Source organism: Loktanella sp. M215, from assembly GCF_021735925.1.
Classification (GTDB): Bacteria; Pseudomonadota; Alphaproteobacteria; order Rhodobacterales; family Rhodobacteraceae; genus Loktanella.
In genome coordinates, this window is sequence record NZ_WMEA01000001.1 from 1,115,720 (window position 1) to 1,139,567 (window position 23,848).

Annotated in this window: 24 protein-coding genes; 12 read left to right on the forward strand and 12 right to left on the reverse strand. The window is 64.1% G+C overall.

All coding sequences use genetic code 11. The features are described from left to right. Positions 1-59 precede the first annotated feature (59 nt). The 3 genes from serA to mnmH all read left to right on the forward strand — a co-directional run bounded on the left by serA (position 60) and on the right by mnmH (position 3,635). Complete coding sequence (gene serA / locus GLR48_RS05380) at positions 60-1,652, forward strand: phosphoglycerate dehydrogenase (protein ID WP_237059410.1); 1,593 nt, start codon at positions 60-62, stop codon at positions 1,650-1,652. Between the two features lie 135 nt (positions 1,653-1,787). Next, on the forward strand, positions 1,788-2,579 hold the full coding sequence (locus GLR48_RS05385) for a metallophosphoesterase (RefSeq protein ID WP_237059412.1): 792 nt from the start codon (positions 1,788-1,790) through the stop codon (positions 2,577-2,579). Positions 2,580-2,582: 3 nt separating this feature from the next. Next, a complete protein-coding gene (mnmH, locus tag GLR48_RS05390; protein WP_237059414.1) occupies positions 2,583-3,635 on the forward strand; it encodes a tRNA 2-selenouridine(34) synthase MnmH in 1,053 nt (350 codons plus the stop codon). On the opposite strand, the gene selD is transcribed toward mnmH, so the two are convergent. The 5 genes from selD to GLR48_RS05415 are packed head-to-tail and all read right to left on the reverse strand — an operon-like array spanning position 3,632 to position 10,402. Next, positions 3,632-5,794: a selenide, water dikinase SelD gene (gene selD / locus GLR48_RS05395; RefSeq protein ID WP_237059416.1), complete on the reverse strand. Its 2,163-nt coding sequence runs from the start codon at positions 5,792-5,794 to the stop codon at positions 3,632-3,634. The two genes, mnmH and selD, sit on opposite strands and share 4 nt — an antisense overlap. After that, positions 5,791-6,348, reverse strand: coding sequence for a pyridoxamine 5'-phosphate oxidase family protein (locus GLR48_RS05400; RefSeq protein WP_237059418.1), 558 nt, complete (start codon positions 6,346-6,348; stop codon positions 5,791-5,793). Before GLR48_RS05400 ends, selD begins: the two co-directional genes overlap by 4 nt. Further along, positions 6,341-7,372 carry a lipocalin-like domain-containing protein gene (locus GLR48_RS05405; RefSeq protein ID WP_237059420.1) on the reverse strand — a complete coding sequence of 344 codons (1,032 nt, stop codon included), beginning with the start codon at positions 7,370-7,372 and terminating at the stop codon, positions 6,341-6,343. The genes GLR48_RS05400 and GLR48_RS05405 overlap by 8 nt, the downstream gene beginning before the upstream one ends. Beyond that, positions 7,362-9,749 (reverse strand): ABC transporter permease, encoded by a 2,388-nt coding sequence (locus tag GLR48_RS05410; protein ID WP_237059422.1) that lies wholly within the window; start codon positions 9,747-9,749, stop codon positions 7,362-7,364. Before GLR48_RS05410 ends, GLR48_RS05405 begins: the two co-directional genes overlap by 11 nt. Continuing rightward, the gene (locus GLR48_RS05415) at positions 9,746-10,402 is read right to left on the reverse strand and encodes an ABC transporter ATP-binding protein (protein WP_237059424.1); all 657 of its coding nucleotides are present in this window, start codon (positions 10,400-10,402) and stop codon (positions 9,746-9,748) included. The genes GLR48_RS05410 and GLR48_RS05415 overlap by 4 nt, the downstream gene beginning before the upstream one ends. 145 nt (positions 10,403-10,547) lie before the next feature. Between GLR48_RS05415 and GLR48_RS05420 the strand changes: the two genes are divergently transcribed. Further along, positions 10,548-11,726: an acetyl-CoA C-acyltransferase family protein gene (locus GLR48_RS05420; RefSeq protein WP_237059426.1), complete on the forward strand. Its 1,179-nt coding sequence runs from the start codon at positions 10,548-10,550 to the stop codon at positions 11,724-11,726. Positions 11,727-11,768: 42 nt separating this feature from the next. On the opposite strand, the gene GLR48_RS05425 is transcribed toward GLR48_RS05420, so the two are convergent. Next, complete coding sequence (locus tag GLR48_RS05425; RefSeq protein WP_237059427.1) at positions 11,769-12,056, reverse strand: YggT family protein; 288 nt, start codon at positions 12,054-12,056, stop codon at positions 11,769-11,771. 183 nt (positions 12,057-12,239) lie between these two features. Between GLR48_RS05425 and GLR48_RS05430 the strand changes: the two genes are divergently transcribed. The 5 genes from GLR48_RS05430 (at position 12,240) to arfB (ending at position 16,925) form a co-directional block, all read left to right on the forward strand. Then, on the forward strand, positions 12,240-13,607 hold the full coding sequence (locus GLR48_RS05430) for an MFS transporter (RefSeq protein WP_237059429.1): 1,368 nt from the start codon (positions 12,240-12,242) through the stop codon (positions 13,605-13,607). Continuing rightward, positions 13,604-14,536, forward strand: a complete 933-nt coding sequence (gene mepA / locus GLR48_RS05435) for a penicillin-insensitive murein endopeptidase (RefSeq protein ID WP_237059431.1) — start codon at positions 13,604-13,606, stop codon at positions 14,534-14,536. The genes GLR48_RS05430 and mepA overlap by 4 nt, the downstream gene beginning before the upstream one ends. A gap of 2 nt (positions 14,537-14,538) precedes the next feature. Beyond that, on the forward strand, positions 14,539-15,402 hold the full coding sequence (locus tag GLR48_RS05440; protein WP_237059432.1) for an esterase-like activity of phytase family protein: 864 nt from the start codon (positions 14,539-14,541) through the stop codon (positions 15,400-15,402). An 85-nt stretch (positions 15,403-15,487) separates the two neighbouring features. After that, on the forward strand, positions 15,488-16,117 hold the full coding sequence (locus tag GLR48_RS05445) for a queuosine precursor transporter (protein WP_237059435.1): 630 nt from the start codon (positions 15,488-15,490) through the stop codon (positions 16,115-16,117). 382 nt (positions 16,118-16,499) lie between these two features. Beyond that, the gene (arfB, locus tag GLR48_RS05450) at positions 16,500-16,925 is read left to right on the forward strand and encodes an alternative ribosome rescue aminoacyl-tRNA hydrolase ArfB (RefSeq protein ID WP_237059436.1); all 426 of its coding nucleotides are present in this window, start codon (positions 16,500-16,502) and stop codon (positions 16,923-16,925) included. Between the two features lie 6 nt (positions 16,926-16,931). On the opposite strand, the gene GLR48_RS05455 is transcribed toward arfB, so the two are convergent. The 3 genes from GLR48_RS05455 to pncB all read right to left on the reverse strand — a co-directional run bounded on the left by GLR48_RS05455 (position 16,932) and on the right by pncB (position 19,803). Then, positions 16,932-17,921 carry a phosphorylase family protein gene (locus GLR48_RS05455; protein WP_237059437.1) on the reverse strand — a complete coding sequence of 330 codons (990 nt, stop codon included), beginning with the start codon at positions 17,919-17,921 and terminating at the stop codon, positions 16,932-16,934. A gap of 14 nt (positions 17,922-17,935) precedes the next feature. Continuing rightward, positions 17,936-18,322: a hypothetical protein gene (locus tag GLR48_RS05460; protein WP_237059438.1), complete on the reverse strand. Its 387-nt coding sequence runs from the start codon at positions 18,320-18,322 to the stop codon at positions 17,936-17,938. A gap of 188 nt (positions 18,323-18,510) precedes the next feature. Further along, positions 18,511-19,803, reverse strand: coding sequence for a nicotinate phosphoribosyltransferase (gene pncB / locus GLR48_RS05465; protein WP_237059439.1), 1,293 nt, complete (start codon positions 19,801-19,803; stop codon positions 18,511-18,513). Positions 19,804-19,982: 179 nt separating this feature from the next. On the opposite strand from pncB, the gene GLR48_RS05470 reads away from it, so the two are divergent. From GLR48_RS05470 to GLR48_RS05480, 3 genes are read left to right on the forward strand one after another with little or no spacing between them, the layout of a single operon-like run. Further along, complete coding sequence (locus GLR48_RS05470) at positions 19,983-20,246, forward strand: PepSY domain-containing protein (RefSeq protein WP_237059440.1); 264 nt, start codon at positions 19,983-19,985, stop codon at positions 20,244-20,246. A gap of 20 nt (positions 20,247-20,266) precedes the next feature. Then, positions 20,267-20,824 (forward strand): cytochrome b/b6 domain-containing protein, encoded by a 558-nt coding sequence (locus GLR48_RS05475; RefSeq protein WP_237059441.1) that lies wholly within the window; start codon positions 20,267-20,269, stop codon positions 20,822-20,824. Then, positions 20,805-21,308 (forward strand): helix-turn-helix transcriptional regulator, encoded by a 504-nt coding sequence (locus tag GLR48_RS05480; protein ID WP_237059443.1) that lies wholly within the window; start codon positions 20,805-20,807, stop codon positions 21,306-21,308. The genes GLR48_RS05475 and GLR48_RS05480 overlap by 20 nt, the downstream gene beginning before the upstream one ends. A 24-nt stretch (positions 21,309-21,332) precedes the next feature. Here GLR48_RS05480 and GLR48_RS05485 read toward each other — a convergent pair whose 3' ends face one another. The 3 genes from GLR48_RS05485 to trhO all read right to left on the reverse strand — a co-directional run bounded on the left by GLR48_RS05485 (position 21,333) and on the right by trhO (position 23,844). After that, entirely contained in the window at positions 21,333-21,785 is a 453-nt protein-coding gene (locus GLR48_RS05485; protein ID WP_237059445.1) for a tellurite resistance TerB family protein, read from the reverse strand. Between the two features lie 110 nt (positions 21,786-21,895). After that, positions 21,896-22,942: an AbrB family transcriptional regulator gene (locus GLR48_RS05490; protein ID WP_237059446.1), complete on the reverse strand. Its 1,047-nt coding sequence runs from the start codon at positions 22,940-22,942 to the stop codon at positions 21,896-21,898. Then, a complete protein-coding gene (trhO, locus tag GLR48_RS05495) occupies positions 22,939-23,844 on the reverse strand; it encodes an oxygen-dependent tRNA uridine(34) hydroxylase TrhO (protein ID WP_237064380.1) in 906 nt (301 codons plus the stop codon). The genes GLR48_RS05490 and trhO overlap by 4 nt, the downstream gene beginning before the upstream one ends. Between the last annotated feature and the right edge of the window lie 4 nt (positions 23,845-23,848).

Consider the following 23,848-nt stretch of genomic DNA (forward strand, 5'->3'; position numbering starts at 1 on the left):
TATATCGGCGGGCCAGTGACGGCCCGCCACCCCCCATTGTTGAAAGAGGAGTGCCAGATATGGCCCCCAAGGTTCTCATTTCCGACGAGCTGTCGGACGCTGCCGTCCAGATCTTCAAGGATCGCGGCATCGACGTCGATTTCCAGCCCAAGCTGGGCAAGGATAAAGAGGCGCTCGCCGCCATCATCGGCAACTACGACGGCCTCGCCATCCGCTCTGCCACCAAGGCGACGGAAAAGCTGATCGCCGCCGCGACCAACCTCAAGGTCATCGGCCGCGCCGGCATCGGTGTCGACAACGTCGACATTCCCGCCGCGTCGAAAAAGGGCATCATCGTGATGAACACGCCCTTCGGCAACTCGATCACCACCGCCGAACACGCCATTTCGCTGATGATGGCCGTGGCACGTCAGATCCCCGAGGCGAACGCCTCCACCCACGCCGGCAAGTGGGAAAAGTCCCGCTTTATGGGGGTCGAACTGACCGCCAAGACGCTGGGCGTCATCGGTGCAGGCAACATCGGGTCCATCGTGATCGACCGCGCAAAGGGCCTGCGGATGAAAGTCATCGCCTATGATCCGTTCCTGTCCGAAGACCGCGCGACCGAACTGGGCGTCGAAAAGGTGGAACTGGACGACCTGCTGGGCCGCTCCGACTTCATCACCTTCCACGTGCCCCTGACCGACCAGACCCGCAATATCCTGTCCAAGGACGCGATCGCCAAGCTCAAGCCCGGCGTGCGGATCGTGAACTGCGCCCGTGGTGGTCTGGTGGACGAGGACGCACTGGCCGAGGCGCTCAAGGACGGTCGCGTCGCCGGTGCCGCCTTTGACGTGTTCGCTGTCGAACCCGCCACCGAAAGCCCGCTGTTCAACCTGCCCAATGTCGTCGTGACACCGCATCTGGGTGCTGCAACAACCGAGGCGCAGGAAAACGTGGCCCTTCAGGTCGCCGAACAGATGTCCGACTTCCTGCTGACCGGCGCCGTGACCAATGCGATCAACATGCCCTCGATCACGGCGGACGAATCCAAGATCATGGGACCGTGGATCACCCTGTCGGGCCACCTTGGCAACTTCGTCGGTCAGATGACCGACGAGCCGATCAAAGCGATCAACATCCTGTTCGACGGCGAAGCCTCCGAGATGAACCTCAAGGCCCTGACTGCTGCGACCATCGCGGGCATCATGCGTCGCCGGAATCCGGACGTGAACATGGTCAGCGCGCCCGTGATCGCCAAGGACAGCGGCGTGCAGGTCAGCACGACCAAGCAGGACCAGTCCGGCGCGTTCGAAGGGTATATCAAGGTCACCGTGGTCACGAACAAGCGTGAACGCTCCGTCGCGGGCACCGTGTTCAGCGATGGCAAGCCGCGATTCATCCAGATCAAGGGCATCAATGTCGACGCCGAGATCGGTGCGCACATGCTCTATACCACCAACGAGGACGTGCCCGGCATCATCGGCAAACTGGGCATGACGATGGGCAGCCACGGCGTGAACATCGCCAACTTCACCCTGGGCCGCGCCGCCGCCAAGGGCGAGGCCATCGCCCTCCTCTACGTCGACGAACCCGTCCCCGCCGCCGCGATCAAGGCGCTGGAAGACACCGGCATGTTCCAGCAGGTCAAACCGCTGACCTTTCAGGTCTGATCACGCAGGGCCCCGCGTCGGTTGACGCGGGGCCCTTCATTGATCTGACCAAATAAACGCCCGCCGGAGGCTCCAGTGCTGTCAATCCGCGCGGCGTCTGCTAAGTCAGGCCCCGACGCACAAAGGGACTGCAGCATGATCTACGCCATCGGTGACATTCACGGCCAGCGCGCCATGCTCGACCGCGCGTTGGTGCTGATCGCCGCCGACGGCGGGGCCGGCAAACCGGTCGTCTTTCTGGGCGACTATACCGACCGTGGCCCCGACAGCCGCGGCGTTCTGGACGAATTGATCAAGGGACGCGACGCCGGCTTTGACTGGCATCTGATCAAGGGCAACCACGACCGCATGTTCGAACGCTTCCTCGAAAACGGAGAGACGCATGACGTGGCTATCAAGTCGGGTCTGTCATGGCTCAATCCGCGTCTGGGCGGCGACAAGACCCTCGCATCCTATGGCATCATCCCGGAAGGCCCCGCCGCGTTCATCAAGGATGACGCGGGACGCGAGGTGCTGGTCAGCTATCCCACGACCGATGGTGACCTGACGCTTCAGGAACTGGTTGGCCGCGCCCGCGATCTGGTGCCGCAGGCGCACCGGCAGTTGCTGGCGACGCTGCCGTTGATCCACGCGGCAGAGGGGCAGCTTTTCGTCCACGCCGGTATCCGCCCCGGTGTGGCACTGGCCGATCAGGTCGAGGATGACCTGATCTGGATTCGCGACGGCTGGCTGGACAACACCGACGATCACGGGGTCATGGTGGTGCACGGGCACACGGCGCTTGATGCGCCGGAACACTTCGGCAACAGGATCGACCTCGATGGCGGTGCTGGCTACGGGCGGTCCCTGGTGCCTGCGGTGCTGGACGATGGTCGGTGGTTCACGCTCGACGACAATGGCCGCACGCCCTTGCGCCCCATGGCCTGACCCATGCCCCAGACCTTTGACACCCTGCGCGCGCTGATGGACCACGGGTTCGATACCGTGATCGACGTGCGCAGCCCCGCCGAATTCGCCGAGGATCACATCCCCGGTGCCATCAACCTGCCTGCCCTGTCCAACGACCAGCGGGCCGAGGTCGGCACGATCTACAAGCAGGTCAGCGCCTTCGACGCCCGCAAGATCGGTGCCGCGATGGTCGCCCGCAACGTGGCCGATCACGTCGACGGGCCGCTGGCGCAGCACGACGGCGCATGGCAGCCGCTGGTCTATTGCTGGCGCGGCGGCCAACGCTCCGGCTCCTTCGCCTCGATCCTGCAACAGATCGGCTGGCGCGCGGACACGATCAAGGGCGGCTACCAGACCTACCGCCGTCTGGTGCACGACGCGCTTTATATCGACCGGGTGCCGCACCGGTTGATCCTGCTCGACGGCTACACCGGCACGGCCAAGACGGCCTTGCTGCATCTGCTGGCTGATCGGGGCGTGCAAATTCTTGATCTGGAAGGATTGGCCGCCCACCGTGGGTCGCTTTTGGGTGGTGTGGCGGGCGGGCAACCGGCGCAGAAGGGCTTTGAATCGCAGCTTGCACAGGCCCTGTCGGCGCTGGACCCCGACATGCCCACGATCGTCGAGGCCGAAAGCAGCAAGATCGGCCAGATCGTCCTGCCCAAGCAGATCTGGGCGCGCATGACCGCCGCCCCGCGGATCAACGTCAAGGCCCCCTTGGCCGCACGGGCCGCCTATCTGACAGAGGCTTACGCGGACATCATTGCCGACCCCGCCGCCCTGCGCGCCCGCCTGCAGCCCCTGCGGAACCTGCGTGGCCACGCGGTCGTCGACGACTGGGAAGCCATGCTGGACGCCGGCGATTTCACTGGGCTGGCGACCTCGCTGATGGACCGTCACTACGATGCGGCTTACGCCAGATCCCGCCGGGTCGACGACCGCGACTGGCTGGGCGAGGTGGCGACGGACACGCTCGACGCCGCAGGCCGCGCGCGGGCGGCCGACGATCTGGCAGCCCTTGTCCGGACCCTTTAAACCAGCGTGATGCCGATGCTGTCGGTCACATGGCCGATGATCGTGGCCTGCGTGTATCCTGCATCCTGCAACTGCCGGACCAGATCTGCCGCCTCCTCTGCCGCGACCGCAGCCAGCAATCCTCCCGCCGTCTGCGGATCGTAAAGCAGGTCCGTCATCGCACCCATCGGCCCCGTCACGGGACCACTTCCGGCGATATTGTCCCGCAACAGTGTCGAATGCACACCTTGCTGCGCCAGCGCCACTGCTCCTGTCATCACAGGAATATCCGCCAGCGTCAGCTGCGCCCCGGTGCCAGAGGCGTCGCCGATTCCCGACAGATGCCCCGCCAGCCCGAACCCCGTCACATCGGTCATCGCATGGGCCCCGCACAGGATCTCGCTCGCTCGCGCCTGCGGCTGACACATCTGGACCAGCGCCGCCGCCACCGTATCGCCGCGCGCCTGTCCCGCCATCTCGGCTGCCATGATGACGCCGCTGCCCAGCGGTTTCGTCAGGATCAGCGCATCGCCGGGCCGCGCGCCGCGCAGGGTGATCGGCGCACGCGTGCACAGGCCCGTCACCGTAAAGCCGATCGTCAGTTCCGACCCGACCGAGGTATGACCACCCACGATCGCCGCACCCGCCGCCGTCAGGCCGGCGTGGGCCGTCTCCATGATCTCGCGCAGGGTGCGGGTCTGCAGATCGGCCGACAGTTTCGGCAGGATCAGGTTGACCGTCGCGGCCTGCGGCGCAGCCCCCATCGCCCAGATGTCGCCCAGCGCATGGTTGACGGTGATCCGGGTCATCACGACCGGATCGGCGGTCAGCGCGCGCAGGTGATCGGTGCTGATGACCTGCCGCACATCGCCCATCCGCAACAGCCCCGCATCGTCGCCCGGCACTACGACCACATCCGCCCGGTCCGGTGGCGGCAGGTCCGCCAGCGCCGCGCGCAGCGCACCGCGACCGACCTTGGCCCCGCAGCCGCCGCACATCGGCTTGTCGCCCAGCGCTTCGGTCAATCCTTCGGCCCGCGTCAGCGGCAGGTCCGGTTGCCCCATAAAGGTCAGATCGTCGAATTGCCGCATGAATTTGCGGTCGATATGATCCTTCCACCGCCACAGCAGCGGCCCCGCCAGCCCCGTGCCGAAGCGTTCGGCCAGTGCCGCCTTGCCGCCCAGCGAGATCAGCTTCAGATAGTCCTTTTGCGGCTTGTAGGTTCGCATCTGCCCGCCGGACAGCGCGGCGCGCAGGTTGTCGAACAACACCGGCGCCTGCCGCACGGCAAAGACTCCGGCCTTGGGGCGGGGCGCTTGTGTCAGGTGGGCGCAATCGCCCACGGCAAAGATCGCGGGGTCAGAGGATTGCAGATGCCCGTCCACGGCGATGAACCCGTCGTGCACATCCAGCCCGATGCGGGCCTGCCAGTCATGCGGTCTGGCCCCGGCAGCACCGGTGGTAAAGCCGGATGGAATCTTGCGGCCATCGGACAGTGCCACATGATCCGAAGCGATCTCCGTCACCTCGGCATGCTCGACCAGCGTGACGCCGTTTTGTTGCAGCGCCGACAGCATCTTGCGACGTGCAGTCACCCCCAGCGTGTCGACGACCTTGCCGCGATCGATCAGATGCAGGACCGGCGTCAGCCCGCGCGCGCGCAGGCTGTGGGCCATGGCCATCGCCAGTTCCGCACCCGCCACGCCGCCGCCGATCACGGCGACATGCGGCATTGTCGCGGCGTTTCGGAACGCATCCCAGCGGCCGGCAAACGGCCCCAGCGGTTTTGCCGGCACTGCATGTTCGGCAAAACCGGGCAGGGCGGGCATTTCTGACGTGATCCCGACGTCGAGGCTGAGGACATCGTAGGCCACGGGCGGCCGGTCAGGCACGGTGATCAGCCGTGTCACCGGGTCGATGGCCGTCACGGCCCCGTCGATCAGCCGGGCCCCCGCGAACCGTGCCAACCGCACGAGGTCGATATCCAGATCGTCGCGGCTGTAATGGCCAGCCACGAATCCCGGCAACATGCCTGAATAGGCGGCCGTCGAACCGGGGTTGATCAGCGTGACCCGCACCCCCGACAGCGCCTTCATGCCCCATTTGCGCAGCACCAGTGCATGCGTATGCCCGCCGCCCACCAGCACCAGATCCTTGACGAAAGGCAGGTCGCCGTTCACGGGACGAGCCACTGGCCGGCCCAGCCATCGTCCGCGCGAAAGGCGGCCCGGCGGTGAGCATCGCCCAGATGCACCACGTCGATATGGGTCAACGTCAGTGACAGCACGCAAAAGCGGCTCTGATCCGGGGTTTTGTCATAATCCAGCGCTGCGGCGATGGGTGCGCCCGGCGGCGGTGTCACGCCGTAGGACAAACGCGCGATGTCCGGCACGGACTCCCACCGGTTGGCGACGGCATCGCCCTGCAACAGTGTTACATCCGCCTGCAGCCGCATCTGAAAATCCAGTTTCGGCTCCCATACGTGCAGGGCGGCGCGGGGCAGCCGACCCAAGCTGGCGATCTTGTCGGACATGCTGTCGGTATAGACCTCCAGCAGCGCAGCTGGTCGCTCAGCCCGGCGCAATACGACGGTGCGCGCCTCTGGCCAGCCATCGGCGCTGACCGTGGCGAGGGTCGGTTGCCGGCCCGGTGCGCGACGATCCGCAACGCCGCGTCCCAGCCGCTGCCAGACCTGGTCGTGCAATCCCGCCAGCGTCTCGAACCACTCACTCATAGCCTGTCATCTCCAGATAGCCGACGCCCTTGGCGCTGCCGTCGATGGTCACCGGACCTTCCCAATACGGAATGCTGGTGGTCATCCACGCATCCGTGTTGACCGCGGCGACGGTGACGTCAACACCCTGCGCTGGCAATGTCACGTGCCAGCGCGTCGGGACCGTGTGACCGTCAACCCGGGTATCCTGCAAAGGCACGGCCAAAACCTCGCCGTTCGTATAGGGGGTGGGCGTGCCGTCCGCGGCGATCCATGTGGCGGAATAGTAGTCCGCGCCGTCACGCTGCCGCAGCCTGTAGACCATCATCCGCGTGCCCGCGTCGAACGCGATGGAAAACCAGTCCCAGCCAGTCTGGATGTCCGCCAACGGCTGACTCGACCATTCGCGGTCCAGCCAACCGGTGCCCGTCACCGGAATGTCGCCATCCGGCAGATGCAGCGTGCCCGTGATGCGATAGAACGGCTGCGAATAGTAATAGGACGCCTGATCGCTGGTGGACTTGACGGAATAGCCATCCTCGCCCTGCCGCACCAGCGGACCCTGCGCGGTCAGGGACACGTCGTATCCGAAATCGGGCCCGGTCGCGCGCAGGGTGCCGCTGTCGATCCCGTCGAACCGCCAATCGTCGATCCACGCCTGAAACGGGTCTGCAACGACGCCGGCCTGACCGATCCCGCCCCGCGCCAGCCGTTCGGTCACGTAATGCGCCGTCGGTGTGGTCACCGCCGCGTGACCCATCCACAATTGCGGATCGGCCCATCCATCTTGCGTCTCGGGCGCCATGGCAGACCGGAAAAGAGTCCATTGCAGACCATAAGCCGTGCCGTCCGGACCCGTCAGGTTGGCGGTCACATACCACCATTCGATCCTGAAATCCGGGTGCGCGCCGTGATCGGCGGGAAATGTGAACTGAGGATCCGGCTGCGGCAGGGTGAAACCCGTCGCATCGCTGGCCATGCCGGAAAATCCCTGCGCCTGCGCGAACACAGGCATAAAACATAGGATCAGAGCCTTAACGTTCATTGGAAAACACCTTCAGCAAGTCGCTCGGCGGCGTGCGTGCCAGTCGCCACGCGGGCCACAGGGCCGCCAGCGCGGCGGCCAGCAGGGCAAAGCCGCCCAGCCGCAGGTAATCGAGCGGAAACACATACATCGGCAGCCGCCAGCCGAAGGCCGCGACATTGACGACCGCCAACAGCGCCCAGGCCAGCGCCAGCCCCAGGGGCAAGGCCACAAGGGCCGTCAGGACGGCCAGCAGGACCGCCCGGACCAGTTCAAGCAGCCCAAGCTCCCGCCGTGTCAGCCCCATCGCCCAGGCAGGGGCAAGTTGCGGCACCCGCAGGGCGGCAAGGGTCAGCAGGCTCATCAGGATGGCAAAGCCCGCGACGGTCAACGTCAGAATGTTCAGCGCGGTCGTGACCGTGAACGTCCGGTCAAAGATATCAAGGGAAAACCGTTTGATGCCCGCCTGATTGATCGTGTTCGCCGCAGGTATCCCGACATCACGCTCCAGCGCCGTGACCAGCGCTGGCACATCCTCCGCCGGCATCCGCAGGCCAAAGCGTAGCGGCTCTATCTCGGGGTAAAGGGCCTTGAAGGCGGTTTCCGTCAGGATCGCCTGCCCGATCGGATTGCCATAATCGCCATAGACTCCGGCGACCGCGAAATCCCGACCGCCCAGGGTGACTTTATCGCCCAGCGACAGTCCGGATCGGCGCGACAGCTGTTCATTGATCAGAATGCCGTCACCGCTGACGACCGCGTCCCAGGGTGCGGCAATCGCCGTCAGAAAGGTCCAGTTGTCGCGGTAGGTCGCATCGTCCCGCGCACCAAAGACCTCTGCCGGGAAACCCGCGATCTGTGCGGGCGCGGACTGGATCGGCAAGATCGCCCGAACGCGCGGCGTTGCGTAATCCACCATCTGCGCGGCTTGGGCGGGGTCTGTGGCGGTGACATAAAGCTCTGACGCCAGCCGCTGGTCGAGGAACCCCGTAAAGGTCAGGCGAAAGCTGCTGACCATGGTCGAGACGCCGACATTCGCCGCCATCGCCAGCAGCAGGGCCGCCAGTGCCAGCGACAGGCCCGGCAACTGCTGCCGGGTATCGGCCCAGAACCACTGGGCGCGGACCCCCTTTGCCAGCCCCTCTGCCACGGCAAGCACCCGGTCAAGGATCAAAGGCAGCGCCAGCGCCGCACCGATCAACATAGACCCCAACAAGGCGAAACCGGCCACCAGACCCTGCGCCGTCAGGGCCAGGACGCCGGACGTGATCAACAGCACCAGCGCCACTGCGGCCTGCAGGCGGGCGGACCGTCCCGCCGCCATGCTCAGCGCGCGGGGCGATCCGCCGGCCAGCAGCGGCAGATGCGCCAGCCGCCAGAACGCGGCGGCAGAAGCCATCGCCGTCCCGCCAAACGCGATGGCAAGGCCGGATGCCCACCAAACGGGCCGCAACTGCAACGTCCCTGCGACGGTGGCGCCATAAAGCCCCTGCAATGTCGCCGCGACATCGGGCAACAGCAGTGACGCGATGACATAGCCCAGCGCGACCCCGATCCCGCCCGCGACCAGCGCCATCACCGCCAGTTCCGCGGCCATCAGGACCATCAGCCGCCGCAGCGGCACGCCCAGTGCCCGCAGGGTCCGCACGACCGGGCGACGCTGCTCGAATGCCAATCCGATGGCGCCATTGACGATGAAGATGCCGACGGCAAAGGACAGCAACCCGAACGCCGTCAGGTTCAGATGGAAACTATCCGTCAAACGCCCCAGATCAGAGCCGCTTTGGGCGACCTTCCGCGTCAGGTCGGGCGCGACCTCGGTCAGCGGCGGTTGCCCTATGGGCTGCACCTTTGCGACGATCAGCCGGTCGATCTGACCGGGCCGATCCAGCAGGCGCTGGGCCACGCCGATATCGGTGATGACCGTATCGGGGGCCACGTCTGGCGACGGTATCTTGTCAGGCCCGTCCGGCAGAGCGGCCAGCGCCTCTGCCCGACTAAAGACCTGACCGGGGCCGGACAGGAACGCACCGACCTCGGCCCCGTCGGCGATCCGCACGGGCCCCAATCCGCCGGGGGCCGTCAGCGGGTCCAGACCGACGATCCGCACGCCGTCCAGCCGCCCTTCGGTTACGGGCGACACCAGCCAACCCGCGCGCCGCAGGGCGACATAGGCCTCTTGCGTCATCGGTTGGCCATCGGTGCGGGTCAGCTGATCGAATGTGCCTTCACCCAGCGTGGCTGCGGCGGCGTCGTAACTGGCGCGCGCCTCGGCATTGATCGCCTGCACGCCGGACCACAGAGCCGTCGCCAGTGCAAGGCCCGCCAGCAGCGTGAACAATTGCAACGGGTTGCGCCACCAGTGAGACAGCAAGGCACGAAAAACGGTGACCGTCATGCAATCACGCCGGTCGTCAGGTGAAGCCGCCGCTGCATCTGCCCGGCCAGCCTGTCAGAGTGGGTGACCATCAGCAGGCCAGCGCCCGTATCCGTCACCAGTTCCAGCATCAGCGCCAGCACCTGCGCCGCCGCCGCCTCGTCCAGGTTGCCGGTGGGTTCATCCGCCAGCACCAGTCGTGGACGCGGCGCCAACGTGCGGGCAATCGCCACCCGCTGTTGCTGACCCCCTGACAACTGCTCGGGGTATTTGCGTAACTGCGGGGTCAGGCCCATGCGCGCGGCCAGTGCCGCACACCAGTCCGCATCGTGACGCCCCGTCAGACGTGCCTGAAATGCGATGTTGTCCACCACCCGCAGCGACGGGATCAGGTTGAACTGCTGGAACACGACGCCGACCGTCTCGCGCCGCATCCGGGCGCGCCCGGCATCGTCCAGCGCGGTCAGATCGGTGCCGTCCAGCATGATCTGCCCGGCGTCAGGCACATCCAGCCCGCCGATCAGGTGCAACAACGTGCTTTTGCCGGACCCGCTTTCACCGGTCAGGGCCAGCGTCTGCCCCGCATCCAGTGACAGGTCGACGCCGCGCAGCACGTCAAAGGCGCCGTCGGCGGTGGCATAGGTCTTGCGCAGGTTCGTGACAGTCAACAACATCTGGGCCCCTTCTTTCACGTGCTACATAAGGCATCCGCGCAGGCGGCACAGCGGGGACGTACCCTTTGCCGCAGGTGACCAAAGGTTTCTCTGGTGTCCGGGGCGACCGCTTGCCATCTTGCCGCCAAAGCAGGGGGATCATTCCATGACAGACATCGTTATTCTGGGCGGCGCACGCACCGCCATCGGCACGTTCGGCGGGGCGTTGGCGGGCACGCCACCGATCACGCTGGGCGCCACCGTCGCGCGCGCGGCCATCGCCCGCAGCGGGCTGGAGGCCGCGCAGATCGGTCACGTCGCCTTCGGTCACGTCATCAACACCGAACCGCGGGACATGTACCTGTCCCGCGTCGCGGCGATCGAGGCGGGCGTGCCCGACACGACGCCTGCCATGAACGTCAACCGCCTCTGCGGGTCCGGCGTGCAGGCCATCGTATCGATCGTGCAGGCGCTGCAACTGGGCGACGCCGACTTCGGCCTCGCGGGCGGGGCCGAGAACATGTCGCGGTCCCCCTTCATCATCAGCGACCAGCGCTGGGGCGCCAAGATGGGCGACATCAAGACCCGCGACATGATGCTGGGCGCGCTCAATTGCCCCTTCGGCACCGGCCACATGGGGATCACGGCGGAAAATGTCAGCGCGGAACACGACGTCAGCCGCGCGGCGCAGGACGCCTTCGCCCTCGAAAGCCAGCAACGCGCGGCAAAGGCCATCGCAAAGGGGCGCTTCAACAGCCAGATCGTGCCGGTGGAACTGAAGACCCGGCGCGAGACCTATGACTTCAAAACTGACGAACACCCCAAGGCCACCACGGCAGAAGCGCTGGCCGGTCTGCGCCCCGCCTTCCGCAAGGACGGCACCGTGACCGCCGGCAACGCCTCCGGCCTGAATGACGGCGCGGCGGCGATCACGCTCGCCCGTATGGATGCGGCGGAACGCGCGGGCCTGACCCCGCGGTTCCGCGTGCTGGGCTACGCCCACGCCGGCGTGCGGCCAGAGGTGATGGGGATCGGCCCCGTGCCCGCCGTGCGCAAGCTGCTGGACCGGACCGGCCTGAAGGCCGACGATTTCGACGTGATCGAAAGCAACGAGGCCTTTGCCGCGCAGGCGCTCGCGGTCAGCAAGGAGCTTGGCTTCGATCCCGCCAAGGTCAATCCGAACGGCGGCGCGATCGCGTTGGGTCATCCGGTGGGTGCGACAGGGGCGATCATCACGGTCAAGGCGATGTACGAACTCGACCGGATCGAGGGCAAACGCGCCTTGATCACCATGTGCATCGGCGGCGGTCAGGGCATCGCGCTGGCCATCGAACGGATCGCGTGACAGCAGACACGGGGCGGAAAAGCGTTCCGCCCCAACCCTGCGTCAGTAGAACAAGGCGATGTTGTTCACGAGCAGGATGCGGATGATCTCGATTGTGATCAGCGCCACGATAGGGGACAGGTCGATCCCCCCCATGCTGGGCAAAATGTTCCGGATCGGGCGATAGATCGGCTCCAGAATCCGCTGCAGGGTATACCAGATCTGGCCCACCAGTGGCTGGCGGACGTTCAGCACGTCGAAACTGATCAGCCAGCTCATGATGAAATGCGCAAAGATAAAGAACCGCGCGATGCCCAGCAGCAGCATCAGGATCTGGAACAGGGACATCATCGGCGGTTCTCCTTCAACACTTGCGCCGACCTAAGGGCTGCGGGACGATCAGGCAAGACCCGCCGGCTCGCGTCGCAGCCCCTACGCCCGATTTGCCACAGGGGCGCCGCCCACGCGATACCGGCCCTTGCCAGTCCCTACGACACCGGTGTCTAGTCCCGTCACACGGGGCGGAGGATCGGCGTGGCGGTTTCCAAAAGGCGGATCTGGGGCTGGATGGCCTTCGACTGGGCGTCGCAACCCTATTACACTCTGGGCCTGACCTTCGTTTTCGGTCCCTATTTCGCACTGGTCGCCACCAATGCCTTCATGGCCGACGGGATGGAAAAGCTGGCCGCCGACGCGCAGGCGCAGTCGATCTGGTCGGCGGGACAGACGATCGCCGGTTTGCTGATCGCGCTGACCGCGCCCTTTCTTGGCGCCTTTGCCGATAATTCCGGGCGCAAGATGCCGTGGATCGCCGGGTTTTCCGTGATTTACGTGCTCGCCAGTGCGGCCCTCTGGGGCCTGACGCCGGACGGTCTGGGCCTCTTCACGATCCTCGTCATCTTCTATGTCGGCTTCTTCGCCGCCGAATCCGGCCTGAACTTCGTCAACGCGATCCTGCCCAGCCTCGGCACGGAAAAAGAGATCGGGCGCATCTCCGGCTCTGGCGCGGCCTTCGGCTACTGGGGCGGCGTGGTGTCGCTTTTCATCCTGCTGCTGCTCTTCGTCGAAAGCCCCGAGACGGGCCTGACCCTGCTGGGTCACCCCCCGGCGCTCGGTCTCGACGCGGCGCAGATGGAAGGCACCCGCAGCGTCGGTCCGTTCATCGCCGTCTGGTATGCGATCTTCATGATCCCCTTCTTCCTTTTCGTCCGCGACGACCCGCGTCTGGGCGGTGGGTCCACGCGGATCGGCGCCGTCTGGAACGAGCTAAAGGATACCCTGCGCGGTGTGATGCACCGCCCCAGTCTGAAATATTTCCTGCTGTCCTCGATGTTCTACCGCGATGCCTTGAACGCGCTTTACGCCTTCGGCGGGATCTACGCTGCCCTCGTGCTGGGATGGACCACGATCCAGATCGGCGTCTTCGGCATCGTCGCCGCCATCGCGGCCGCGATCTTCACCTGGGCGGGCGGTCTGGCGGATCAAAGATACGGCCCGAAGCCTGTCATCCGGGTCTGCGTCTGGCTGCTGATCGTTGTCGCCTGCCTGATCGTCGGCATGTCGCGCGATCACCTCTTCCTCTTTCCGCTGACCGATACGTCACGGGTGCCGGACCTGATCTTTTACGCCTGCGGAATCGTCATCGGCGGCGCGGGCGGGTCGATCTATGCCGCAAGCCGGTCGATGATGGTCCGCCACACCCACCCCGATCGCCCGGCCGAGGCGTTCGGCCTCTTTGCCCTGACCGGCAAGGCCACGGCCTTCCTCGCGCCCGCCAGTATCTCGCTCTTCACGTTTCTGACAGGCAACGTGCAACTCGGCTTTTTGCCGGTGATCTTCCTGTTCCTCTTCGGGTTGTTCCTGTTAAGATGGGTCAACAAGGACGGAGACCGCGCCGAATGATCCGCTATGCTGCACTGATTGCCTTGCTGACCGGCCTCGCCGCCTGCCAGCAGGACGCCAAGGTTGCCACCGCAACCGCCACGGCGACCCAGCCCGTCTATTCCAGCCAGAACACCAACGACACCCGGATTGCCAAGCAGGTCTTCGGCACGATCCCCGGCCCGTCGGCGCAGGCCCCCGCACCCGTCGGCTTCTATTCCAAGGGCTGTCAGGCCGGTGCGGCGCAACTGCCCGAAACCGGACCCACCTGGCAGGCGATGCGCCTGTCGCGCAACCGGAACTGGGGCCAGCCGGTCCTCGTCGATTTCCTGCAGGACCTGTCGCGATCCGCCGCCACCCAGCCGGGCTGGAACGGCCTTTACTTCGGCGACATGAGCCAGCCACGCGGCGGCCCGATGCTGACCGGCCACGCCAGCCACCAGATCGGCCTCGACGCGGATATCTGGCTGAAGCCCGCCACGAACATGCGACTGACCCGGACAGAGCGCGAGAACATCTCCTCGGACCGGATGGACCGCAACGGCGGCGCCTACGTCAACAGCAGCTGGACCCCGCAGCAAGAGGCGATCGTCAAGGCCGCAGCCTCTGACCCGCGTGTCGCACGCATCTTCATCTTTCCGGGCGCCAAGGTTGCGATGTGCAAGACTGCCACCGGCGACCGCAGCTGGCTGCGCAAGGTGCGGCCGTGGTACGGTCACAACTATCACTTCCACGTTCGCTTGAACTGCCCGGCCGGGTCCACGACCTGCGCACCGCAGGACCCGCCGCCGCCTGGTGACGGCTGCGCCGATGCGCAGGACTGGGTGAACAACATCCTGAATCCACGCCCCGCGCCGCCCGCCGATCCGAATGCGCCCCGGCCCGCGCCAAAGCGTGAATTGACCATGGCCAGCTTGCCGGGCCAGTGCGCGGCTGTCGTCGCCAACTGATCGTGCGACATCTTCTGGTCATGCTGGCCCTGCTCGCAGGGTGCGGTCAGGTCTTTGGCGAAACCGCTGCACCCGGCGTGACCGAAGTCGGCCGCTTTGTCTGGACGAACCCCGATCCTGACTTCGGCGGCCTGTCCGGCATCGACCTCAGCGCTGACGGTCTCACCTATGTCGCGGTCAGCGATCGCGGCACTGTGTGGCAGGGGACCATCGACCGCACGGGGCCGGCCGTCTCTGGCATGGACGTCACGACAAAATCGCGCCTGCACGACGCGGCCAACAACCGCCTCAATGGCGATTCCGAAGGCATCGCCCTCGCACCGGACGGCACGATCTACATCTCGTTCGAGGGTCCGGCCCGCGTCGCCGCCTATACCACGCCGGATGGCCCGGGGACCGATCTGCCGCGTCCGCGCGACTTCAACGGAATGGAACGGAACGGCTCGCTGGAGGCGCTGGCGATTGGACCCGACGGCGCCCTCTACACCATGCCCGAACGATCCGGGCAGGCCGCACGCCCCTTTCCGGTCTACCGCTTTCTGAACGACGTCTGGTCGGTGCCCTTCAGTATCACGCGCCCCGATGCCTTCGTCCCGGTGGGGGCCGACATCGGCCCCGACGGCCTGTTCTATCTGTTGGAGCGTGATTTCACCGGCATCGGCTTCCGGTCCCGGGTGCGGCGGTTCGACATGACCGGCGGTCAGGCCGAAACCCTGTTCCAGACCAGCACGAACACCTACGACAACCTCGAAGGCCTCAGCGTCTGGCGCGACGCCACCGGGGCGATCCGGCTAACCATGGTGTCCGACGACAATTTCAAGTTCTTCCAGCAAACCCAGATCGTCGAATACCGCGTCACCGATTGACGCGGACAGGGCAGAGGGCTAAGCCGCGCCGTCCCCGGATGATCCGGGGGCCAAGTGCCGCACCCTTGTCAAAACGGACCACATCATGACTCGTATCCTTCCCGGCGTGATCGCCATGGCCGCCATTGTCGTGGCCTCCAACATCCTCGTGCAGTTCCTCATCGCCGACGGCCTGCTGACCTGGGGCGCGTTCACCTATCCGCTGGCGTTCCTCGTCACCGACCTGATGAACCGCATCTACGGCGTCTCCGCCGCCCGCCGCGTCGTGGGGGTCGGCCTGATCGTCGGCATCGTCTGTTCCCTGATCGGCAGCCAGATCCAGCTGGAATACGGCCCCGCCGTCCCGATCCGCGTCGCCATCGCCTCGGCCACCGCCTTCGGTGTGGCGCAACTGCTGGACATCGCCGTCTTCAACCGCCTGCGCATGGGTGTCTGGTGGGTGGCGCCCCTCGGCTCGACACTGGTGTCCTCCGTCGTCGATACGGTCATCTTCTTCTCCATCGCCTTTGCCGCCACCTTCAACGGCGTCAGCGCCATGGCCGCCGATCAGGTGATCTGGGCGCAGGACGCCGTGCCGTTCCTGAACATGGGGCCGGTCGTCCCGCTCTGGGTGTCACTCGCCGTGGCCGACTGGTCGGTGAAAATCGCCGTCGCCCTCATAGCGCTCGTGCCATTTCGCCTGATTGTTGGGCGGGTCACACAGGCGCGCGTATAATCGCGATGGGTGGTATATTTTAATTTGACATACACTTTATGTGTGCCACCTTCGGACTTAGGCGAAACATTTGAAAGGAGGTGATCCAGTGCATCATGAAGTTCTGGAGACGTGTGTCGGGACAGCTTGGGGGGTTCTGATCTAGGGCAGCCCCTGGGTGAGATTCCCCTCAGGTGGGTGGCCATGCGTGGTCCCTAACCGACCCACCTCCGATATTCAGGAAAGGGCTATCCCATCGCCGGGGTAGCCCTTTTTTTGTCATTTGCATTGCAAATGACAAAAAAGCGGTGGGGGTAAACGTTTGGCGCAGCCAAATGTGGCCCCACTCAGGCGTGTGACACACCACACTGGCAAAACCCCCCAAATCCACTAGATGTCCCCCATGGCCGACGACCTTTTCATCACCCCCACCATCACCCTGCAGGGGTGGGAGCTGACAGAGCAGTTCACCCGCGCCTCCGGTCCCGGCGGGCAGAACGTGAACAAGGTCTCGACGGCGGTGGAACTGCGGTTCGAGGCGGAACGCTCGCCCAGCCTGCCCGACCCGGTCAAGGCGCGGCTAAAGCGGCTGGCGGGGCGGCGCTGGACGCTGGACGGCGCGCTGGTGCTCTTCGTGCAGGACACCCGGTCACAGGCCCGCAACCGCGACCTCGCCCGCGAGCGCCTCGCCGAGCTGATCGTCCGCGCGACTGAGAAACCCAAACGCCGCGTGGCGACGAAGCCGACCTACGGATCGGTGAAGCGCCGCCTGAAAGCGAAGAAGGTCAGGGGTGAGGTGAAGGCTTTAAGGGGGACGGTGGAGGAGTGATCAAGATTAGAAATCGGGATTATAACGTTCCGCTAAAAATCCAACTAAGAACGAAGCAGCATGGTCAGCCGACAGATCCCTGAAAAAATCATCTACTTTTTCATTGCAAAGATCAGATATTCCCCTGATAGAAACAACATTAACGGTTGGAGTATTCTTGAAGTAGTCGGTTGCCCATTTTGCGGCTTTAGAAATACCGCCCGACTCCATCTCTACAACCCGATATCCATTATCATCCGCATATATTTCCTCTCTCACATCTTTTTGGTTTAAAACAAAATCCCAACTAAATATTTTACCGAACTTTACGATTGGCACCTTTCTATTGAAATAGATTGAGGGGTCAAAACCAATGAGATCGTCTCGAAGGGCATCATCTACCTTCGTAACCGCTTGAGCCCAAGCTGTTACCTTTTGAATAAAATCTCGGGACGAACTATCAAAGCTCACGACTGACTTACTTGCGTCACCAGTCTCAATATCTTTTGCATACTTTCTAAGGTGTCGCAGCAGTACATCATTAACAGGATAATCTAAGTGCTTTTTAGATCTCATCCGTTGGGACATTTCCTTGCCTGAAATTTTATCGTATCCGCGCCAATGAATCGACTCAGAAACAATAACATTTCCCAATTGCGCTTTCGTGGGGTTAAGCGATCCACCAATTCCGCAAAATATCAGTAGCTTGGGTCTAGGCTGCGTGTAAATCAACTGTGCGACTTCTAACGCCGAATTTGCGTTTCCCGCAGCTCCAAGACATTTAGTCAAGACCTTGAGGTCACCACTGCCCATCCCAATCCGAGCATTCGGAAGCAGCCACCTTGTGATTCCGATGTCTAGCTCAGCATCAGTTGCCGGAACTCTGCGTGCCGAATTCGCTGTCAGATGAAGATCCACGGCAACCTGCTCTAAATCATCAAGTGCAGTAACAATTAATACATCATAGTCTTCAATCTGAGTTTTATCAAAAGAACTCAGGTCCCTGTCAATGGTCATATAACGCTCAATTTCTATCTATACAGGCTGTCGCGATGGAAATGTACTTCTTCTTCGCCACCGGCACCATAAGCTCTTATAAAGAGTATTCTATGCCGATAGGCGAGCGGATCAAGATTCCCGTTTTTTGCGAGCGTCAAAAGTTGAGCGGAAGCACCCCTCCCACCCAAACTAAACCCAATCTCAAAACACCCATCATGAATAGACGAAATCTTCGAAAACAACCGAAATTCTCGGTACAAAGTTCCTTGAAAAGATAAAACACGATTGACGGCTGCTGAGTTCATTTCTCCAAAAAATCCGATGATCGAATCGACATTATCGCCATAGCCGACCTCGACAAACATTGGAGATGATTTTCTGGCATACTCAAAAGCAGCCAACTCTTGCGCTCTAGCCATTTTGCCCTACCTCATCGGGTATTTGCCCCAATATTTTGTGGTAGTATGCCATAGAAATACCAAATGTGAAGCCAAATTTTAAGATCAGATGTGGACGCTAAAACTGTACCGACAACTACTCAATGATTCTTTAATGGAACTCACGGTACCGATGGATGTTCCACATCTTGAAATGCCAGCGGCAAACTTCACACCAGCACCTCAACCCGCTCCTGCGCCCCCACCCCGAACACGCGCTTATACCGTGCGATCTCGTCCACCGGTCCCATCGCCTTGTTCGGGTTGTCCGACAGCTTCACCGTGGGCCGTCCGTCGGCCGCGACGGCTTTGCAGACCAGCGAGAACGGCGCCAAGGCGTCGTCCGCCACCAACCCGATAAAATCGTTGGTCAGCATCGTGCCCCAGCCAAAGCTGACGCGGACGCGGCCGGCGAACTGGGTGTGCAGCTCCACGATCTTGTCCACGTCAAGGCCGTCGGAGAAGATCACCAGTTTCGTCAAAGGGTCCTCTCCGTGCGACTGCCACCAGCGGATCGCGGCCTCTGCCCCCGCCGCCGGATCACCCGAGTCGATGCGGACGCCGGTCCAGCCCGCCAGCCAGTCGGGCGCGCCCGACAGGAACCCCGGCGTGCCATAGGTGTCGGGCAGAATGATCCGCAGGTTGCCGTCGTGTTCCGCCTGCCAGTCCGACAGCACGTCGTAGGGCGATTGCCGCAGGGCCGCGTCGCCGTCGGCCAAGGCCGCATAGACCATCGGCAATTCATGGGCGTTGGTGCCGATCGCCTCCATATCGCGGCTTTTGGCGATCAGGCAGTTGGAGGTGCCGGTGAAGGCATCCCCCAACCCCTCCTGCAGCGCCTGCACGCACCAGTCCTGCCAGAGGAAGCTGTGCCTGCGCCGGGTGCCGAAGTCCGCGATCTTCAACCCCGGATGGGCGCGCAGGCGTTCGACCTTTTCCCAGACCTTCGTCATGGCGCGGGCATACAGCACCTGCAGCTCGAACCGCCCCATGTCGCGCAGCACGGCGCGGGACCGCAGTTCCATCAGGATCGCCAGCGCCGGGATTTCCCACAGCATGACCTCTGGCCAGGACCCTTGAAACGTCAGTTCATACTGCCCGTCGCGCTTTTCCAGATGGTAGGGCGGCAGGCGCAATTTCTCGAACCAGTCCATGAAGTCGGGCGTGAACATCGACCGCTTGCCGTAAAAGGTATTGCCGCGCATCCAGGTCGACTCGCCGCGGGTCAGCGACAGGGACCGGACGTAATCCAGCTGTTCGCGCAACTCGCCCTCGTCCACCAGATCGGCGAGGCGGATGGATTTGGTGCGGTTGATCAGCGAGAATGTGACCTGCACGTCGCGCTTGTTGCGGAACACCGACTGGCACATCAGCAGCTTGTAAAAGTCGGTGTCGATCAGGGACCGGACGATCGGGTCGATCTTCCATTTGTGGTTCCAGACACGGGTTGCGATGTCGACCATGGGGTCCTCCGGGCGTTTCAAGCGGTTAGACCAAGGCAGGCGGGCGCTGGCAAGCGCATAAGCCCGGGTTGAGGGGGTGCGGATTAAGCCTTTGGCCAATGGTGGGACAGTCCGGCACAGGGCTAGGCAGCCGCATCGCCGGGTCATGTCGATCCCGGTCAGTCAAAGGACCAACCCTCATGAAGTTCGCAACACTCGCCGCCCTGATGACCCTGTCCGCCACCGCTGCCTTCGCGGAACCGGAATGCACCGCACCCGCCGAAGGCGCCGCCGCCCCTGTCTGGGAAGCGATCAAGGCATTCGAGGACGAAGGCGGCGTCGTGCGGTCGTTCAAGATCAACGACGGCAATTGCAACGAGATCTACGGCTCGCTGAACGGCACCAACATGGAAGTCTTCTTCGACCCCACCACGGGCGAAGAGCTGGGCCGCATCGACGCCTGATTGCTGAAAGGACGCACGCCATGATGGCCGGAACCGCAAAACCGTATCGAACCCGCGTCAAGGTCTGGGATCTTGGCGTGCGTCTTTTCCACTGGTCGCTGGTGGCCTCGGTCGGCGGGGCCTGGGTCCTGACCGACCCGCGCTGGCTGCACCGGCGCATCGGATACGTCGTGATCGGGTTGATCGCGTTCCGGCTGGTCTGGGGCCTGATCGGCACACGGCACGCGCGCTGGGCCGATTTCATCCCCGGCCCGGGGCGCCTGATCCGCTATCTGGCCGCGATCGTCCGGGGCCGCGAGGCGCGGACACTGGGGCATAACCCCGCAGGGGCCGCGATGATCGTGGCACTGCTTGCGCTGCTCTCGGGTATCTGTGCGACCGGCGTGATGATGGGCATGGACCGCTATTTCGGGCAGGACTGGGTCGAACACTGGCACAAGGGGCTGGTGAACGGCCTTCTTGTGCTGATCGTCCTGCATCTGGCGGGCGTTCTGCTGGCCAGCCTGCGTCACAAGGAAAACCTTGTCGCGGCGATGATCCACGGTCAGAAGGATCTGCATGATCCCAACCCCCACTGAAAGTCCCCGCATCCGCCTGCGCCGCGTCTTGTTTCTGGGCGCGGCGACGGTGCAGGGCTTGTGCCTGATCCTCTTCGTGCTCGACGTCGCAAAAGAGATGGACGGCGGCGATCGCATGACCGCGGTCGAAGGTGTCGGCGTTCTGGGCCTGCTGGTCAGCGTCGTGATCACCTTGGGCGAATATCGCCGCATGCTGCGCCGCAACGCCCGGGTCGAGGCGCGTCTGGACGCCGCGACCGGCGCATTTACGCGGATGATGGAAGAGCAGTTCACCCGCTGGGGGCTGACCGCGGCAGAACACGACGTCGCCCTGATGTCGGTAAAGGGGCTGTCGGTCGGTGACATTGCCGCCCTGCGCCAGACGGCCACCGGCACGGTCAAGGCGCAGTCCGCCGCGATCTATCGCAAGGCCGGCGTGTCGAACCGGGCCGAGATGATCTCGGTCCTGATCGAGGATCTGATCGACGGCGTGCCGTTGCCGTAACGATCGGGCCTTGCAGAGCGGGCCCTAAAGTTGGCCCGCCTCCATCGCGGCGGCGGCATGGATATGCATCGCGCGCTTGGGCGACACACCCAGCGTCCGCTCGATCTGGTGCAGGAACTCGCCTTCCTCGGGTTGTTCGCTGCCATCGGCCAGCACGACGGTCCACAGCGATTTCACCGCCGCCTCACGCTCTGCCAGCGGAATGGCGTCGTGCAGGACGCGGGCCAGCGTCTCGGTGTCGGGCATCGCCTCTTCCAGCTTTTCGCACTGGGCGCGCATCTTGGCCGCCTGCAGCTTGTTCAGGCCATACATATGCGCCAGCAGGTTGTCGATTTCCTCGACCTCCTCGAACAGATAGGCGCGGTCGACCTTCGCGGCACGCACCAGCAGCGCACCCAGTGCGTGGCGTGCATCGGCCTCGGGCAATTCCGTGACCTTGCGTTCGGCTTGGAACAGGGAAAGCAGGCGTTCGAACATGGCAAAATCCAGTCTGTCGCAGTTTGCCTGTGTGTAGGCCCGCTAACGGGCAGAGTGAACAGGCCCGCCACGATGTCGGACCGCACGGTGCAAGCCTGCAACAGACCCGCTCAGGGGCGTCGCTGGATCAGACGAAAGACCGTCGGCGCGATCGCGATGACGATCGTGATGCGAATGATATGCGTGACCGAGACATAGGCGATGTCCTGTCCCAGCGTCAGCGTCAGCAGCGACATCTCCGTCAGCCCGCCGGGGGAATACGCAAGGAAAGCCTGACTCAGCGGCATGCCCATGACGCGGGCCACGGTTTCGGCAAAGGCGACGGCAATGGCCAGCATGCCGAATGTCGCGACGGCGGCGATACCGATGTCGCGGCTGATTTCTTTCAGCGTGGCACCGACGAAACGCGCACCGATCACGGTGCCGATCACGATCTGCGCCGTGATGATGATGACCGACGGCGGCGCGACATGGACCCAGCCCGCGATATGCACTGCACCGGACAGGATCATCGGGCCAAAGACCGCCGCCGCGGGCAGGTTCAGCCGCCGCGCCCCGATCACGCCCAGCACGGCGCAGGCCCCAAGGATCAGGTAATCCGCCAGCGACAGCGCGTTCAGCGGCACGAACCCGCGCCCGCCCGCACCGGACCGCACGCCAAGGAACACGCCGAAATAAAGCACGACCAGAAAGATCACCAGAAGCACCCGCGCCGCATGGGCAAGGGCGATCTTCTTTTCATCGCCACCGGCGGCACCGCCAAGGATCAGCATCTCGTTCAAGCCACCCGGCATGGCGGCATAGAACGCGGTCACCGGGTCGTAGTGGCCCAGCTTGCGATAGACGACATAGGAAAACCCGGCGGCCACGCAGAGGAAAATTGGCAGCAGCGTCAGGGTCAGGACCCAGCTGCCCAGCTGGCCGAACAGCTCTGCCGTGATGCCGGACCCCAGCAGCACGCCGATCACCGGAATGACGATGGGCCGCAGCTTGTCCGGACCGCGCACCGGCCAGCCCAGCATGGCGGCAGTGGTGGTGCCGATCATCGGACCCAGCATCCACGGCAACGGCATCCGCAACCAGTAGCCCAGCAGCCCCGACAGCACCCCGATCGTCAGCGCAAGGCCGGTATCCTGATGCCGCCGGATCTGCCTCACAGGGATCCGATGTGGCGTTCGCCACGCGCGCGGGCCAGCGCGACCTGCCGCTGCCGTTCGCGGAACCGGGCCTTGTCGGCCTCTGTCGTGTCATCCGCGCACTGGTGGCAGGCGACGCCGTCCTCGAACTGCGGGTGATCGCGGTCGGTGGGCAGCAGGGGGCGGCGGCAGGCGTGGCACAGGATATGCGGACCCTCGGCCAGACCGTGCCCGACACTGACCCGCCCGTCGAAGACGAAACATTCGCCCTGCCACGTGCTGTCGTCCTGCGGCACCTCTTCAAGGTACTTCAGGATGCCGCCCTGCAGGTGATAGACATCCTCGACCCCTTGGCCGCGCAGGTAATTCGTGGATTTCTCGCAGCGGATGCCGCCGGTGCAGAACATCGCGATCCGCTTGTTGTGAAAGCGATGCTTGTTCGCCTCCCACCACGCAGGAAACTCGCCGAAACTGCGGGTCTGCGGATCGACGGCACCGTCGAAGGTGCCGATCGCGACCTCGTAATCGTTGCGCGTGTCGATGACGGCCACATCGGGGGCGGTGATCAGCGCGTTCCAGTCGGCGGGGGCGACGTAATGGCCGGTGCCCTGCAACGGGTCCACGTCGGGCTGGCCCATCGTCACGATCTCGCGCTTCAGCCGCACCTTCATGCGGTTGAACGGCTGCTGCGCCGCATGGCTTTCCTTGTGGACCAGATTCGCACAGCCGGGCAGGGCGCGCAGATGCGCCAGCACGGCGTCGATGCCCGCGCGGCTGCCGGCAATCGTGCCGTTCACGCCTTCACCGGCCAGCAGCAGGGTGCCACTGATGCCCTGTTCCGCACACAGGTCCAGCAAGGGCTGGCGCAGGGCGGCCGGATCGGGAAACCGGGTGAAGTGATACAGGGCGGCGACGGTGAACATGGGA

Bases quoted from the DNA above. Each gene is read 5' to 3' on its own strand.
- GLR48_RS05425 (WP_237059427.1), bottom strand. From the start codon at position 12,056: ATGATGTCCCTGTTCCAGATCCTGATGCTGCTGCTGGGCATCGCGCGG.
- mepA (WP_237059431.1), top strand. From the start codon at position 13,604: ATGATCCGCTATGCTGCACTGATTGCCTTGCTGACCGGCCTCGCCGCC.
- GLR48_RS05455 (WP_237059437.1), bottom strand. From the start codon at position 17,921: ATGACCATTGACAGGGACCTGAGTTCTTTTGATAAAACTCAGATTGAA.
- GLR48_RS05385 (WP_237059412.1), top strand. From the start codon at position 1,788: ATGATCTACGCCATCGGTGACATTCACGGCCAGCGCGCCATGCTCGAC.
- GLR48_RS05420 (WP_237059426.1), top strand. From the start codon at position 10,548: ATGACAGACATCGTTATTCTGGGCGGCGCACGCACCGCCATCGGCACG.
- GLR48_RS05405 (WP_237059420.1), bottom strand. From the start codon at position 7,372: ATGAACGTTAAGGCTCTGATCCTATGTTTTATGCCTGTGTTCGCGCAG.
- GLR48_RS05475 (WP_237059441.1), top strand. From the start codon at position 20,267: ATGATGGCCGGAACCGCAAAACCGTATCGAACCCGCGTCAAGGTCTGG.
- GLR48_RS05470 (WP_237059440.1), top strand. From the start codon at position 19,983: ATGAAGTTCGCAACACTCGCCGCCCTGATGACCCTGTCCGCCACCGCT.
- serA (WP_237059410.1), top strand. From the start codon at position 60: ATGGCCCCCAAGGTTCTCATTTCCGACGAGCTGTCGGACGCTGCCGTC.
- GLR48_RS05410 (WP_237059422.1), bottom strand. From the start codon at position 9,749: ATGACGGTCACCGTTTTTCGTGCCTTGCTGTCTCACTGGTGGCGCAAC.
- GLR48_RS05415 (WP_237059424.1), bottom strand. From the start codon at position 10,402: ATGTTGTTGACTGTCACGAACCTGCGCAAGACCTATGCCACCGCCGAC.
- GLR48_RS05480 (WP_237059443.1), top strand. From the start codon at position 20,805: ATGATCCCAACCCCCACTGAAAGTCCCCGCATCCGCCTGCGCCGCGTC.
- GLR48_RS05460 (WP_237059438.1), bottom strand. From the start codon at position 18,322: ATGGCTAGAGCGCAAGAGTTGGCTGCTTTTGAGTATGCCAGAAAATCA.
- mnmH (WP_237059414.1), top strand. From the start codon at position 2,583: ATGCCCCAGACCTTTGACACCCTGCGCGCGCTGATGGACCACGGGTTC.
- GLR48_RS05445 (WP_237059435.1), top strand. From the start codon at position 15,488: ATGACTCGTATCCTTCCCGGCGTGATCGCCATGGCCGCCATTGTCGTG.
- trhO (WP_237064380.1), bottom strand. From the start codon at position 23,844: ATGTTCACCGTCGCCGCCCTGTATCACTTCACCCGGTTTCCCGATCCG.
- pncB (WP_237059439.1), bottom strand. From the start codon at position 19,803: ATGGTCGACATCGCAACCCGTGTCTGGAACCACAAATGGAAGATCGAC.
- GLR48_RS05400 (WP_237059418.1), bottom strand. From the start codon at position 6,348: ATGAGTGAGTGGTTCGAGACGCTGGCGGGATTGCACGACCAGGTCTGG.
- arfB (WP_237059436.1), top strand. From the start codon at position 16,500: ATGGCCGACGACCTTTTCATCACCCCCACCATCACCCTGCAGGGGTGG.
- GLR48_RS05485 (WP_237059445.1), bottom strand. From the start codon at position 21,785: ATGTTCGAACGCCTGCTTTCCCTGTTCCAAGCCGAACGCAAGGTCACG.